The sequence below is a fragment of the Pseudoalteromonas sp. S3431 genome (genome assembly GCF_000690035.1).
Lineage (GTDB): Bacteria > Pseudomonadota > Gammaproteobacteria > Enterobacterales > Alteromonadaceae > Pseudoalteromonas > Pseudoalteromonas fuliginea.
Genome location: NZ_JJNY01000067.1, coordinates 24,811 through 39,207, shown reverse-complemented (window position 1 = coordinate 39,207; position 14,397 = coordinate 24,811). Strand labels below are relative to the sequence as shown.

Genomic DNA, 14,397 nt, shown 5'->3' with positions numbered 1-14,397 from the left:
AGCCCACTAGGTTACAAACCTCGCGCCGCGATTTAATCGCCCCTAGATTGAACAAATTTCAATCCAAATAATTCAACACGCCCTAGTGGTGCTCAAAACGTGCCACCAACTTCTCACCTTGCTCTTCGCTAATGCGGGCAATTGCATTGAGCATATTAGTTATTTCTCTCCTGTCGTATTCATTTGTGACATGTTCATTGATGTCATCAACAATCGCATTTAAATAATTAAACAAGCTGTTTCGTGCATCAGTGTCTTTGTGTGCAATAAACAAAATGTTTTTAAACGCCTCAAGCACGTTTGTCATTACGTATGCATCGCCTTTGGCGTAATTACGCAGCGGTGTAAAGTTGTCGTGTAATAATTCGTCAAAGCTTGTTTCATGAAGGTATAGCAATGGGGCATTGTCACTGTGCTTAAACGAGTAGTTAATATCGTTAATTGAAAGCCTTTGAATAAGTAAAATGCTCAGCATATCAATTGATTTAACCGCAGTACCTGGATCGTTTATGCCTGGGCTCATTGCTTTAACCGCAATTTCTGATATTTGCGTCAACCCATAACGATAATGATCGCTAATGTATTCTTCTATATAAAAAATAAAGCAGTCGAGAATTTTATTTATCAGCGCTTCATCGCTTGCTATATCTTTATTACATTTTAAAAACGGGTAACCTTTAACTGTAAAATAACCTTGGTTAACAGAGATATATACCTTTATATCTTGCTCTGCCAAAATGGCACACAGCTTATCGGTATGTACGCCTTTATAATATCCCTCTGTTTTACTGACAACAGAGTGCCACTTGCTAAAGTCTGGAAAGTCTTCAACGGGGTTATCTGATTGTCTCTGTATTATTGTTTTAATTTCGTTTTTAGTTTGGCTAAATAAGCCATTTAACACATTATCAACCTGAATAGCACGAGAGATTGAATGTATAAAAAATACAAATAAACCTAATGAAATCAAGCCAAAAATAAGTGCGAACAACACACCAATTGAAGGAATTGCCGTACTGCCACCATCAAGCTTATTAATATTTATAAGCATAATAATTGAGTAAATTATGCTGCCTAAATAAAAACCCAAAACCATTTGGTGTGATTTACGCGTAATAAGCCCTGGCACTACGCGAGGCGATAAACTCGCACTGGCCGAATTTAAAACAACCATTACCATCGAAAAACTAAACACGGTAAGCGAAATAATACTGCCTGCTAAAGTGCTTAAAATAGTACGCGCGTTTTCGGCGCTATCAACAAGTACAACCGATATAAACGATTTTAGCTGCTCAATAGGGGCTAAATATTCAACCGACATAGTTATAATGGCAAATACTAAAAAGCCCACTGAAAGCATAGAAGGGTAAAAGCCAATACTGTTAATCATTTCACGGTAACTGTCGGCTACTTTGCGAGGTACAAACATAAAATCCTTATGTAATTTTCTACTTACTTAATACCCTTAGCTTAGCATAGGCATTTATTAAACTTCTGATAATGCTGCTCAAATTTATATGTTATTATCACGCCCACAATAATAAAGCGCATGCTTATGCGATAAAATAACAGGAAAACGCCATGATCATTTCAACTTATGCTGCATTACTTGCATTGTTTTACATTTATTTGAGCTTTAACGTAATAAAAGTGCGCCGCGCGGAGCAGATATCACTTGGTGATAGTGGTAACGCAACGCTGCAACGTGCTGTGCGTGCCCATGCTAACTTTATGGAGTACGTGCCAATTGCTTTAATTTTACTTTTTTTGGCAGAATACCAAGGGCTTGCTAGCCATTACTGTCATATATTAGGTGGTGCATTATTAATAGGGCGTGTGTTTCAAAATATAGGCATAGTAGAAAAAAACCTGAAATATCGCCAAATTGGAACTATTGCGACATTTTTAGTGATTATTGTTAGCGCCTTTGTATTGCTAGTAACACGTGGCTAATTAAAGAAAAGTTAATGAGCAAAATATTTATAATAGGTTTACCGCGTACCGGCACAACCAGTGTGTGCCACGCATTTTTAGAGCTTGGTATTACAACGGCGCATACCGCGTATACTAATGCCTGTTTTGAAAATGCCAGCGCAATTGCCGACACTCCCATATTTAACGATTTTAAAGCGCTTGATATTCATTATCCAAACTCTAAGTTTATTTATTTAGAGCGCGAATTGAGTGCGTGGCTTGCATCAATAAAGCAGCTTTTAACGCGTATGCACACTAATTTAACGCGCGGCGACGGGGGCTTTAATATTCATATAAAACGCTGTTATTTAAACACATTTAGTGAGCTTTCGCTTAATAATATTAGCGACGATAGTTACTTAACTCACTGCTATAAAACACATTTTAATGACGCTCAAACGTACTTTAATAACCGCGACAACGATTTTTTATCCATTGATATAGCAAAACCAGAAAGCTACAAAAAGTTATGCAACTTTTTAGCATTAAAAAGTGATAAAACTGATTTTGAAAAAATGAATATGGGCGGTAAAGTCACCGCATGGAACGATATTAAACACCCGTTAAAAGTTGAATCTACGGCTAAAGGGCGCATAGATAAATTACTGCCTTACAAGATTTTTTAAATCAAATACGTTAAAATCCCCCGCATTATTATTTAAGTTGTACAGAACATGTTTGAATTAAAATATCACACCCCATTTGAATGGACCGAAGTTGTCCTTGCTGACTTTAATACTTTTTTACAAGATCACGCCGCTGCAGAAAAAAAAGCATCGGGTATGGCTATGTCTATGCTTTCGCATTACCCAGACAAACGTAAATTAGTAAAAGCTATGACCGACTTAGCGCTAGAAGAATTAATACATTTTAAACAAGTACTTAAATTACTTTTAGAGCGTGATGTAAACTTAGGCGATGACAAAAAAGATCCGTATATAAAACAAATTCGTGCACTGTTTAGACATGGTCGTGATGGTTTTTTAATGGACCGATTACTGGTTGGCGGTGTAATTGAAGCAAGAGGGCACGAGCGTTTTTCTTTAGTTGCACAAGCACTTCCTGAGGGTAAAGAAAAAGACTTTTATGTTGCTATCGCTAAATCAGAAGAAAAGCATAAAAATCTTTTTGTTGAACTTGCTTACGAGTACTTCGAAAAAGAGGAAGTGGATATACGTTTAGAAGAATTGCTTATAGCTGAAGCAAAAATCTGTGAAAGCATCCCGTTCACGGCAGCACTGCATTAAAACTATTTTAGTTAAACTGTAAAACATAGATAATCAAGTCTGTGTTTTACTTCCTATACAGTAAAAACACCCGCCTTTCTGAACCTCACGGATAACAGCTTAATAAAATTAATTTTGCATCGCAATTTGCTAATCACAATTAAAAATCTTATTGAGCAGTAAATAAGTTACTAATTTTAAACATAAACTACTTGGGCCAATAATTGCTTTATATAAAGAGCAGTGGTTATATATTATTAAGTAAATTCTTCAAGCTGCCGATATATACCTACATAGTAAGTAATTAATTTTATATAAGTTACAAACTCAAAAAATACCAGGAGTAAATTATCAATGTCATCAGAAAGTAATGTTAAAGAGTTTGTAAAACCAAAGCCAGCTAATAAAGCGATGCCGAATAACATTTCCTCCATAACACAAAGCCAAAATAAACTTATCAATGTATTGTTGGTAGATGACGATCTTTTAATTGAGATTGTTATAAAAAAAATGCTTGAAGATGAATGTTTTAACGTTGATTTTGCTTCAAGTGCGGCAGAAGCACTTATTATGGTTTCACAAAATAATTATGACATTATTTTAATGGATATAATTATGCCTGAATTTACGGGCACAGATGCGATGCTAAAAATAAGAAAGCACATTGATAAAACCACAACAAAAATTATTGCACATACTTTTAGTGAAAATAAATATATTAATTTAGGTTTTGATGGCCAATTATTAAAACCAGTTAAAAAAAATGTGCTTATTGAAAATATTAAATCCTTATTGGACTGATTTATAAAAAACAGTAGGGCGGTAAACTATTTTTTATTTATAGCTTACTAAAAATGAAATTGTAATTTTCAAAGCGCTAATATTATTTAGCGATTTTGTGTATATTAAACCTTTAATTTATTTAAACTTGTAAAAATCCTTTAATAACAATAATTACTTCAAATTATTCCTTCAAAGTATTAGCAACTTCGCTTTTGTAATTGTTGCAAATATAAGAGCAAACGTTTCACACTTCTTAAAGTGGTTTAACAATCACAATTATCAAACTCTATAATAATAAAAACAAATAAACTTACTTAGCCTTAAGCCCAGGTATCACAAGGGTTTTACTTTAAATTATTATAATTTTTTAATAACTAATAAATGCTCATCTTGGGATGGAATTTGCTTTATAAGGCTATATTCAAATTTTATAGTTTAATAAACATTATAATTTTTTAAATTAACGAGGCACAAGCATGAGCAAAACACAGTACGTTACAGTAGAAGGTCATCAAATTGCTTATCAAGAAATGGGACAAGGAACACCTTTATTATTGATACACGGTATTCCGACTAATAAATTTTTATGGCGAAATGTGATGCCAAAACTTGCATCAAAATATCGGGTAATAGCACCAGATTTACTTAACTTTGGTGAATCAGATATGCCAAGTAACACTGATGTATCTATAAATGCGCAATGTAGAATAATATGTAAGTTTATAGAAGAACTCGGTATTTCTAAAGTTAATATTGCTGCACATGATATTGGTGGTGGTGTTGCTCAATTAATGGCTGTAAATCATCCGGAAAAAGTAAACGGGTTGGTTTTAATTGATAGCGTGTGTTTTGATTCTTGGCCAATACCAGAATTTGAACCTTTGCTAGAACCAGGTGTAGAAGAAAAAACAACGGTAGCCGAATTTGTTGATACATTAAGAGATTTCATGCCCAAAGGCGTTTACGACTCGAGTGTAATGACTGAAGAGTTGATGAAAATATACTTAGCACCATGGAGTAATGAAAAAGGAAAAGCCGCTTTATTTAGTAACATGCGTAGGCTCAATAAAGAATATACCGAAGCTATTACAGGCGATCTTAAAAGCTTACCTCATGAAACACTTATAATATGGGGTAAAGAAGACAAGTTTCAAAAGCCAAAGTATGCACCAATGTTAGAAGAAGCAATTCCAAATTCGTCATTGGTTTGGATAGATAAAGCCGCTCATTGGGTTATTGATGAACATCCAGATAAAGTGTCTGAGCTTATTAGTGAATTTATGAATGATAAAACATTCTAGTAAATTAGTAGGATAATTTAAAAACCATTATTTTCAATAACTTAGATTTAATTAGGTAAAGTAGCTATTAGGTAATCATTGTTTATACCGCTTGATAATATTAATAACCAAGCGGTATTTTTATATGTTCAAGAAGCTAATACCGTAAATGGGTAAGGCACTAACTATTAAGATAAGTAGGTTAATGCTTATTAAACAGTCAAAATATCGCGTTTATACGTTAATTAATGAAGGTGAGTAACTTGGTTATGTATTTATTTGCGCTATTTAACATAATATAAATTATAGGTAGTTAATGTATACATAGAAAGAGCGCTTAAATGCGTCCTCGCTATGTCCAATACTAGACGGTATCGGACATTAGGTGGTTTTATTACAATAACAGGTATTACTAATACAGATACTTTATTTCTCAATTTGTTTAATCAATACTTAATAAACGCTCAGCTGTATATTCGTTAGTGATTAATCCACTGATCATGTTTGACCTTACTGCGCCCAAAATGGCTAACACTTTTTCTTCACCAGCAGCTATCGCATAAATCTGTTTGTTAGCATTTGTTTTTAATGGCGTACTTGCTACACGCTGATTAACTGTGCAATCTAAAAGCTTACCGTTTTTATCAAACACCCAACTAATCATTTCACCAACGGCACCAAGATCTTGTAACTCTTTAAGTTCTTGCGCATCAATAAAACCATCTATATGTAATGGCGATTTTTCACCTAAGCTACCAATACCCACAAATGTTACATCGGCATCTTTAGCGAGTTTTAAATTACCGGTAATATTTTGTTGTGCATGTAACTGTTCTTTTTCTTCAATACTTCTTGGTAAAACTGGCAATGGCATTGGGTAATGTTTTGCATTGGTGTGTTCGGCCATTCTTACTACAACATCATAAGGTGAAGCCGATCCATCCAAAGCCATATTACCTAGCATTGCTACAATTTTATGTTGCGGACAATCAACAGTTCTTAGCTCATCCACACATGAACGTAAAACTCGACCGGTTCCCATAGCAAGTACTTTGGGTTGTTCTGATTTTAAATGACGTTCTATTTCAGCCGCGCCAGCTTGAGCCAAACCTAATGTAGACGATGGTTCAGACGGATCGCTCGGTACAACTTCGCACGAATCTAACCCAAAACGGCTTTTTAATTTTTCGGCCAAATCCATACATTTAGCAATCGGGTGGTCAAGTCTAACTTTAATTAATCCTTGGCTCACAGATAATGCGACCATTCTTTGTGCAGATTGGCGAGATATATTTAGCTTTTTAGCAATTTCATCTTGTGTGTTACCGCCAACATAATATAACCACCCTGCTCTGGCTGCATCATCTAGCTTTCTAATTTCTGTATTTGATAGCTTTACCACGTAAACCTCTTAAAATAGAAGGAAAACTAAGTCCTTATTTTCATTACATAATTTCAATTATATGTGCTGCTATATAAATTATTTGATTAATTTTGGAGTATCTATTTATTAATAACGTTTTTGTTATTTATAGTTGTAAATATACCATTCCTTAATAAAAAATACCTAGGTTTCATAGGATTATGTAATTAGAATTTAGTTAATAGCACCATTATAAAGGTGCTATTTAAGGTAATTAAAAATTGGCTCTAGCGAATTGTTAAACCGTTATTATCAAACTTTAATACTTTATCAGCCGGTGCGCTTAGGTAAATACTGTCGCCATATTTTAACGGACAATCACCATCTGCTTTTACTGTTACGGTCCCTTTGCCTTCAATATTTATATGTAAAAAGCTCTCCGATCCTAAATGCTCAATTACACCGACAGTACCAGCCCACGTTCCTTGCTCAGTAGAGAGTGTTATATGCTCTGGTCGTATACCAATACAACTAACATTCGCATCTTCATTTTGTGGAGCATCTATAAAGTTCATTTTTGGAGAGCCAATAAAACCAGCTACAAATTTGTTTACTGGGTTTTTATAAAGCTCTAAAGGTGTGCCTACCTGTTCAATAATACCGGCATTAAATACCGCGATTCTATCTGCCATTGTCATAGCTTCAACCTGATCGTGCGTAACATAAATCATTGTTGTAGCTAAACTTTTATGTAATTCAGATATTTCTAAACGCATATTTACACGTAGTGACGCATCAAGGTTTGAAAGTGGTTCATCAAATAAAAATGCCGAAGGCTGACGAACAATTGCGCGCCCTATCGCTACACGCTGGCGCTGACCACCCGATAATTGCCCAGGCTTTCGGTCTAAATAATCGGTCAAATTAAGAATTTTAGCGGCGTTAGCAATTTTACTTTCGATTTCTGCTGGGCTAACTTTGGCTCTTTTTAAAGGGAAAGCAATATTGTTACGCACTGTCATATGCGGATACAACGCGTAGGATTGAAACACCATTGCTAAGCCTCTTTTTGCAGGCGGTGTTTTTGTAGCGTCAATGCCGTCAATTTCTATATTACCACTGGTGGTATCTTCAAGCCCTGCTATCATACGAAGTAATGTCGATTTACCACAGCCTGATGGCCCAACAAATACGATAAACTCACCGTCTTTAATTTCTAGATCGAGTGGTTTAATTACGTTAACTTCATCAAAGTTTTTAGTGACTTGTTTTAGTGTGATGCTGCCCATGTGTATTCTCCTATTTTACTGCGCCGAAACTTAATCCACGCACTAATTGTTTTTGACTAAACCAACCAAGTATTAAAATTGGCACAATGGCCATGGCAGATGCTGCCGATAACTTAGCGTAAAATAACCCCTCAGGGCTTGAGTAACTGGCAATAAATGCCGTTAAAGGTGCAGCATTTGCAGCGGTTAAAATAAGTGTCCAAAATGCTTCGTTCCACGACAAAATTACATTTAACAATAGCGTTGAGGCTATACCCGGTAAGGCTATTGGTAATAGAACATGGAATATTTCTTCACCAATTGTTGCGCCATCCATACGTGAAGCTTCAAGTATTTCGTTTGGTATTTCTCTAAAGTAGGTGTACAGCATCCATACCATTATTGGTAAGTTAATGAGTGTCATTACAATCACTAAACCTAATTTTGTATCGAGTAGCGCAAAGTCTCGAAACAATAAATAAATCGGAATAAGTACCCCTACTGGCGGTAACATTTTGGTTGAAAGCATCCACATTAATAAATGCTTTGTTTTTTTAGTTTGTACAAAAGCCATAGACCAAGCTGCAGGTACAGCAATTAATAAACCCAGCAAACTTGAACCTAACGATATAACCACAGAGTTCCAAAAATGGTTAAAGTATGGCGAACGTGACAGTACATCGCGGTAATTTTCGAGCGTCCAATCAAACGCATATAAGCTTGGGCTTGCTGAAATTGCTTCAGCTTCCGTCTTAAAGCTGGTGATTAACGTCCATAAAATTGGAAAGAAAATCATGCCGCTTATTGTCCATGCAGCAATGGTATAAATTAGTTTGGAACGACGGCTATCTTTTATAGTCATAATTAACCCTCCAAGTTTTTGCCAATTAAGCGCATTAAAAATATAGCGACTATATTTGCAATAATAACTGCAACTATGCCCCCTGCCGAACCGCCACCTACATCAAATTGAAGTAGTGATTGCGTGTAAATTAAGTACGTAATATTGGTCGACGAATAACCAGGGCCGCCACTAGTTGTAACTAATATTTCAGCAAAGATTGACAGTAAAAATATAGTTTCGATTAAAATAACAGCGGTTATAGCGCGCGATAAGTGCGGCAAAACGATGTAAAAAAACTTACTAAATGGCCCAGCTCCATCTAAATCAGCCGCTTCTAATTGTTCACGGTCTAATGATTGTATTGCTGTTAGCAGTATTAATGCTGCAAATGGTAACCACTGCCAAGACACAATTATGATGATTGAAAATAACGGCATTTGAGCAAAAAAGTCGATAGGTTCAAAGCCAAGCCAAATTGCAAAGTGTGCAAATAAGCCATTAACTGGGTTCATTAGCATATTTTTCCATACCAATGCCGACACAGTTGGCATTACAAAAAATGGGGCTAGTACCATAATGCGAACGTAATTTCGTCCCCATATTGCTTGGTCTAGTAAAATAGCTAAGCCAATACCACCACATATAGTGATAAGTAAAACCCCAGTTACTAGATAAAGCGTGTTAAAAAATGATTCAAAAAAAGCCGGATCAGTTAGGAAAAATTCATAGTTTAAAAAGCCTACAAACTCTTTATCCCCAGGAACGAGTAAGTTGTAATCAATAAATGAAAAATACAGTGTCATACACAGCGGAACTATCATCCAAGCAAGTAATAAAATTACACTAGGAAGAAGCATAAACCGAGCAAGCGTGCGCGAGTTAGTTGTTGCCATAAAGGTGACCTTAAAAAAGCCAATTCTATTTACTTGTTAACTATCAAGTGAAAATCAGAAACCCTTGATAGTGTTTATAACTAACAAGTAAATAGAATTGACATAAAATATTGGGTAAGTTTGAGTACTTACCCGCCCATTACATGCTATTTAGGATAGCGAGCTTTACGCATTGTTCGCTCAACGAGGTGCTGAGACGTACTAAGTGCTTGCTTAACGGTCATTTGGCCAGTTAATGCTGCTGAAAATTGTTGCCCAACAGCTGTACCAATTCCTTGAAACTCAGGAATAGCAACAAACTGAATACCTACATAAGGCACCGGTTTAACGGTTGGATTTTTAGGATCTGCAGATTGAATAGAATCTAAGGTAATTTGCGCAAACGGTGCTGCGTCCATGTACTTTTGATTACTGTAAAGTGATTTACGTGTACCTGGCGGTACTTTTGCCCAACCTTTTTTGTCGGCTACAAGTTGAGTGTATTCTTTAGATGTTGCCCAGCTAATAAATTTCATTGCGGCATCTGGTTTTTTGCTGCTTGCCGGTATTGCTAAAGTCCAAGACCATAACCAGTTACCGCGTTTACCTAGGCCATTATCTGGCGCAAGTGCAAACCCTACTTTATCGGCAACTTCTGAATCTTTTTTGTTAGTAACAAATGCGCCTGCAACGGTTGCATCAATCCAAATACCACATTTTCCGGTTTGAAATAGTGCAAGGTTTTCATTAAAACCGTTTGCAGATGAACCAGCAGGACCAGATTCTTTCATCACATCGACATAATACTGAAGGGTATTTTCCCACTCTGGGGTATTAAACTGAGGTTTCCAATTTTCATCAAACCAACGCGCACCAAACGAATTAGCCATGGATGTAATAAGCGCAACGTTTTCGCCCCAACCTGCTTTACCACGTAGACAAAGGCCATAAACACCTTCTTTTTTATCTGTCATCGCTTTAGCAGCTTTGCGTATAAAGTCCCATGTTGGGGCTTTAGGCATAGTCAGCCCTGCTTTTTCCATTAAGTCAGTGCGGTACATAACCATTGAGCTTTCGCCATAAAATGGCGCAGCATAAAGTTTGTCATTAATCGTTAAACCGCTTCGAATTGCCGGAATTAAATCGTCTAAATCGTAGTTTTCACCTAAATTATCCAGCTCTTTTAGCCAATTTTGCTTGCCCCAAATTGGTACTTCATAAGTACCTATGGTCATAACATCGTATTGGCCGCCTTTTGTTGCAACATCGGTTGTGACACGTTGGCGAAGAATGTTTTCCTCTAGAGTGACCCATTTTAGATCTATATCCGGGTTTTGGCTGGTAAAGTCACTGCTTAATTCTTTCATGGTGATCATGTCACCATTGTTAACAGTCGCTATTGTAATTGTTTCTTTTGCCGCAGCGCCCATGCTTATAAAGCCACACGCGAGCATAATTAATTTATTTTTCATCGGGTATTCCCCATACACGTTATGTTTTAACAAGTGCTATTAAATTTCAATCTATTACCAATTCTATTTATGGCAGTTTTAACGCATAAAACTGCCCGCAAAGTGCCTTTTTAGGTCCTTTGTTTAAATAGTTAGACTAGTTGGATAATGATTTAAAATTTAACAGATATTTCAGAAGTGAAGCCGTCAAATCCTTTACCGATTTGTCCGCCCGAATTAACACCTTCTTCTTGGTTAACATACTCAACTTTTAAAAGCGTTTTATCGTTAAACCAGTAACCTGCGGCTACTTGAATACGCTCTACTGTGTTGTCTGTTTGTTCAATTAAGTCGGAAGTGTTTTCGGCTTCTGCATAACGAGCCGCTACATATAGTTTTTTAGGGATTAGATATTGTTGTGCTTCAAACACGAAGTACTCAACCGATGAGTCGCCTTCTATTACACTGTTTGAATCAAAAGTAGTGCCATTTTCATCAGCTATGCCGTTTGTACCAAAGTAGGTAATACCGGCAACTGCATTACCAGCGGCATCTGCAAACGTGTAGTCATCAGATGATTTACCAACCATAAAAATTAAGCTAGTTTCGTCAGATGGTTGATAAGCTAAGTTAAGCTGGATGATTGATTGCTCAAGCCCTGGCATTGCGCCAACGTGAGTGTCACGCTCATTCGAAGGTGACGCTGAGAAATTATAGTTTTCACCATCGCCAAAGCGATAGTTTGTTGTGGTTACACCATCAAGACTTGCTACGCCATTTTCAAAACGTAACTGGTCGCCTTGATTCGCTTTTAATAAGTTTAAACCTGCTTTAAAGCCACCTTCAAATTCTAAAGTACCTTGAAGTCGGTAGTTATAACCTCTGTCTTCTTGAAATGCTTCACCGAAACTTGAAGTCGTAATGTGACCTGTGACATTATACGCACGTACTACACCACTATCGAAAGTTTCGCTGTAACTTAGCTGTGCACCGTTTTCTGCGGTTGCGTAATCGGTAATACCATTACCAATAAGAGCATTACTTTGGTTATCTGCGCCGTCTTGAAAACCTTTAAATTGAAAAGGCGATCCACCAATGTTACCTAAACGCAGTGTTAAATTTGCGTTTTCTTTTGGTGTGCCATAAAGGCCTAGTAAGTCAAATTCAACACCTGCAAAATCGTTGTGAAATGAAAAGTCACGATCTTCACCACCAAAGTCATTAGGCTCTTCTGCAATATCTATATCGGCAGTAATGAACTCGTTAATATGAAATTTAAGCATTAGATTTGCTCTAATACGGCCAAATCCTGATTCTTGTTCTTCATCTTCTGGACGAAATGCACCGTCTTTAGCCTGAATTGACTGAAAGTTTTGCATTAGTAAAAAGTCTACGTCAACGCGATCTAAATATTCAGAAATATCAGCCTGTGCTGGAGCCGATGTAGCCATAGCTGCCGCTATGAGAGAAATTGCAAATTTAGTCTTTTTATTATTCAACATAATAAGCTCTTTATTGAGTGTGGTGTGTGATGCCAACTTTATTAAATTGCATATTCATTTAATGAAATTGGTATTAATTCAGTGTGTATAGATGAGGCCAATTGAGCAAAACATTAAATAGTTAATGAAATTGCACTTGTGGGCATAAGCTCATCTGGTGAGCATAATCACAGAATGAATTTAGAAGGTCAACGATTTTTTATTACAAAACGTTTACAAAAAATCGAATTTATATGTAAATATTTTTGAATCAATAAGTTAAGTAGCAAATTTGTTACATCAAATTTTGAGGAAATAAGGTTCTGGATTAAGGAATTTGTTGTAGATACATCATTATTGCTCAATACAATTCATGTAAACATAAGTTAGTAGAAAATATAAAAGCAGGTGATCCTTTTAAAATAGGCTGTTGGTCAGACCTATAAACTGTTTATTTATTAGTGTTTTTTAAGTAACGTTCTTGAGCTTATGAAGGGGTTAGCTTAGTATTAAAGCACTTAGATGTATTCAAAATAGAAGTAACCTACATATGGAATTTGTTCGCCCGCTAGAGCCCATCCTCATCATTGACGATGTTAAAGAAATACGTGATTACCTAAACCAGATTTTAACCGAACTAGGTTATGAAGATATTTTAGAAAGTGTAGACTTTAGTTCAGCTAAACCGGTTATTGATGAAAAATCGCCTAATGTAATATTTTTAGATGTAGATTTACCTGACTCTGATGGCACAGATATCCTAGAGTTTATTAATATTACCTACCCTCACGCACACGTTGTAATGTGCTCTGGTCATAACAGTTTTGAAAATGTGCAAAACACGTGGGAGCTAGGTGCTAAAGGGTTTATTGCGAAACCATTTAATGCAAAAAAAGTAGACACCGTAATGAAGCGCCTCGAACTAATAGAATAATAATAAGGTTAGCATGCAAAGTACTGTTACTGCGATTATAGAAGATCTTTCGAGTGTTATATTTGGTAAACAACAACAAATAAAACTGGCACTTACATGCTTATTTAGCGAAGGGCATTTACTCATTGAAGATTTGCCAGGTATGGGGAAAACCACTCTTTCTCATGCATTGTCAGCTGTGTTAGGTTTATCGTATCAGCGTATACAATTTACCAGTGATCTTCTGCCAGCCGATATTTTGGGTACTAATGTATTTAACTCTACCGAGCACAGTTTTACGTTTCATAAAGGCCCTATTTTTAGCCAAGTTGTTTTAGCTGATGAAATAAACCGTGCTGGCCCTAAAACACAAAGTGCGTTGCTTGAAGCAATGGAAGAACAACAAGTAACAGTTGATGGAAAAAAATATACGCTGCCAAATCCATTTTTTGTGATTGCAACACAAAACCCGCTTTATCAATCAGGTACCTACCCGTTACCTGAGTCGCAATTAGACCGATTTTTAATGCGCATTAGCTTAGGTTTTCCTCCTAAAGAAGCCGAAAAACGCTTAATTTTGAATATGCAAAAACGAGATTACAGTCAGTTACCTAAGCGTATTGACCAACAAGAGTTAGCGGCAATTCAAAGCCAGATAAGCCAAATTACTTTAAGTAGCCCGGTTATTGACTACATTATAGAGCTTGTTAATTACACACGCACAAGCAACGCTTTTGCTGCATCGTTATCACCTCGAGCCAGTATGGCTCTGGCTAAAGCGGCTAGGTCGTGGGCCTTTATTGATGGTCGTGATTTTGTAATGCCAGAAGATGTTCAAGCCGTATTTGCAAGTGTGTGTCAGCATCGATTAGGTTTGCATAATGAGTCAGGTGAAGCGCAAGTAAACGATATTTTAAAAAACATATTAGTTCCGGTATAAAT

At 36.3% G+C, this 14,397-nt stretch carries 14 protein-coding genes; 7 read left to right on the top strand and 7 right to left on the bottom strand.

All coding sequences use genetic code 11. The annotated features are described in order from the left end of the window. Positions 1–82: 82 nt before the first annotated feature. Complete coding sequence (locus DO88_RS03840) at positions 83–1,429, bottom strand: DUF2254 domain-containing protein (protein WP_033040483.1); 1,347 nt, start codon at positions 1,427–1,429, stop codon at positions 83–85. A gap of 152 nt (positions 1,430–1,581) precedes the next feature. Between DO88_RS03840 and DO88_RS03845 the strand changes: the two genes are divergently transcribed. The 5 genes from DO88_RS03845 to DO88_RS03865 all read left to right on the top strand — a co-directional run bounded on the left by DO88_RS03845 (position 1,582) and on the right by DO88_RS03865 (position 5,284). Continuing rightward, positions 1,582–1,953 carry an MAPEG family protein gene (locus DO88_RS03845; RefSeq protein WP_008133520.1) on the top strand — a complete coding sequence of 124 codons (372 nt, stop codon included), beginning with the start codon at positions 1,582–1,584 and terminating at the stop codon, positions 1,951–1,953. Between the two features lie 14 nt (positions 1,954–1,967). After that, positions 1,968–2,600, top strand: coding sequence for a sulfotransferase (locus DO88_RS03850; protein ID WP_033029593.1), 633 nt, complete (start codon positions 1,968–1,970; stop codon positions 2,598–2,600). A 48-nt stretch (positions 2,601–2,648) separates the two neighbouring features. Further along, the gene (locus DO88_RS03855) at positions 2,649–3,221 is read left to right on the top strand and encodes a tRNA-(ms[2]io[6]A)-hydroxylase (protein ID WP_007377157.1); all 573 of its coding nucleotides are present in this window, start codon (positions 2,649–2,651) and stop codon (positions 3,219–3,221) included. 333 nt (positions 3,222–3,554) lie between these two features. Beyond that, positions 3,555–4,001, top strand: coding sequence for a response regulator (locus tag DO88_RS03860; protein ID WP_007377156.1), 447 nt, complete (start codon positions 3,555–3,557; stop codon positions 3,999–4,001). A gap of 458 nt (positions 4,002–4,459) precedes the next feature. Continuing rightward, a complete protein-coding gene (locus DO88_RS03865) occupies positions 4,460–5,284 on the top strand; it encodes an alpha/beta fold hydrolase (protein ID WP_033040481.1) in 825 nt (274 codons plus the stop codon). Between the two features lie 421 nt (positions 5,285–5,705). Here DO88_RS03865 and DO88_RS03870 read toward each other — a convergent pair whose 3' ends face one another. From DO88_RS03870 to DO88_RS03895, 6 genes are all read right to left on the bottom strand, one after another. Next, positions 5,706–6,665, bottom strand: a complete 960-nt coding sequence (locus DO88_RS03870) for a sugar-binding transcriptional regulator (protein WP_002960874.1) — start codon at positions 6,663–6,665, stop codon at positions 5,706–5,708. A gap of 248 nt (positions 6,666–6,913) precedes the next feature. Then, complete coding sequence (locus DO88_RS03875; RefSeq protein WP_007377154.1) at positions 6,914–7,915, bottom strand: ABC transporter ATP-binding protein; 1,002 nt, start codon at positions 7,913–7,915, stop codon at positions 6,914–6,916. Positions 7,916–7,925: 10 nt separating this feature from the next. Next, positions 7,926–8,756, bottom strand: coding sequence for a carbohydrate ABC transporter permease (locus DO88_RS03880; RefSeq protein WP_002960878.1), 831 nt, complete (start codon positions 8,754–8,756; stop codon positions 7,926–7,928). Positions 8,757–8,758: 2 nt separating this feature from the next. After that, positions 8,759–9,631 (bottom strand): carbohydrate ABC transporter permease, encoded by an 873-nt coding sequence (locus tag DO88_RS03885; RefSeq protein WP_007377153.1) that lies wholly within the window; start codon positions 9,629–9,631, stop codon positions 8,759–8,761. A 146-nt stretch (positions 9,632–9,777) separates the two neighbouring features. Continuing rightward, positions 9,778–11,082, bottom strand: a complete 1,305-nt coding sequence (locus DO88_RS03890) for an ABC transporter substrate-binding protein (RefSeq protein ID WP_033040479.1) — start codon at positions 11,080–11,082, stop codon at positions 9,778–9,780. Between the two features lie 152 nt (positions 11,083–11,234). Further along, positions 11,235–12,563, bottom strand: a complete 1,329-nt coding sequence (locus DO88_RS03895) for a hypothetical protein (protein ID WP_007377151.1) — start codon at positions 12,561–12,563, stop codon at positions 11,235–11,237. A gap of 529 nt (positions 12,564–13,092) precedes the next feature. Here DO88_RS03895 and DO88_RS03900 point away from each other — a divergent pair. Further along, on the top strand, positions 13,093–13,476 hold the full coding sequence (locus tag DO88_RS03900; RefSeq protein WP_007377149.1) for a response regulator: 384 nt from the start codon (positions 13,093–13,095) through the stop codon (positions 13,474–13,476). A 13-nt stretch (positions 13,477–13,489) separates the two neighbouring features. Next, positions 13,490–14,395, top strand: a complete 906-nt coding sequence (locus tag DO88_RS03905) for an AAA family ATPase (protein ID WP_033029601.1) — start codon at positions 13,490–13,492, stop codon at positions 14,393–14,395. The last annotated feature ends 2 nt before the right edge of the window (positions 14,396–14,397 follow it).

Excerpts from the sequence above, each read along its gene's own strand:
- DO88_RS03885 (WP_007377153.1), bottom strand. The coding sequence starts at position 9,631 with ATGGCAACAACTAACTCGCGCACGCTTGCTCGGTTTATGCTTCTTCCT.
- DO88_RS03850 (WP_033029593.1), top strand. The coding sequence starts at position 1,968 with ATGAGCAAAATATTTATAATAGGTTTACCGCGTACCGGCACAACCAGT.
- DO88_RS03880 (WP_002960878.1), bottom strand. The coding sequence starts at position 8,756 with ATGACTATAAAAGATAGCCGTCGTTCCAAACTAATTTATACCATTGCT.
- DO88_RS03855 (WP_007377157.1), top strand. The coding sequence starts at position 2,649 with ATGTTTGAATTAAAATATCACACCCCATTTGAATGGACCGAAGTTGTC.
- DO88_RS03900 (WP_007377149.1), top strand. The coding sequence starts at position 13,093 with ATGGAATTTGTTCGCCCGCTAGAGCCCATCCTCATCATTGACGATGTT.
- DO88_RS03865 (WP_033040481.1), top strand. The coding sequence starts at position 4,460 with ATGAGCAAAACACAGTACGTTACAGTAGAAGGTCATCAAATTGCTTAT.
- DO88_RS03895 (WP_007377151.1), bottom strand. The coding sequence starts at position 12,563 with ATGTTGAATAATAAAAAGACTAAATTTGCAATTTCTCTCATAGCGGCA.
- DO88_RS03875 (WP_007377154.1), bottom strand. The coding sequence starts at position 7,915 with ATGGGCAGCATCACACTAAAACAAGTCACTAAAAACTTTGATGAAGTT.
- DO88_RS03905 (WP_033029601.1), top strand. The coding sequence starts at position 13,490 with ATGCAAAGTACTGTTACTGCGATTATAGAAGATCTTTCGAGTGTTATA.
- DO88_RS03860 (WP_007377156.1), top strand. The coding sequence starts at position 3,555 with ATGTCATCAGAAAGTAATGTTAAAGAGTTTGTAAAACCAAAGCCAGCT.
- DO88_RS03845 (WP_008133520.1), top strand. The coding sequence starts at position 1,582 with ATGATCATTTCAACTTATGCTGCATTACTTGCATTGTTTTACATTTAT.
- DO88_RS03890 (WP_033040479.1), bottom strand. The coding sequence starts at position 11,082 with ATGAAAAATAAATTAATTATGCTCGCGTGTGGCTTTATAAGCATGGGC.
- DO88_RS03840 (WP_033040483.1), bottom strand. The coding sequence starts at position 1,429 with ATGTTTGTACCTCGCAAAGTAGCCGACAGTTACCGTGAAATGATTAAC.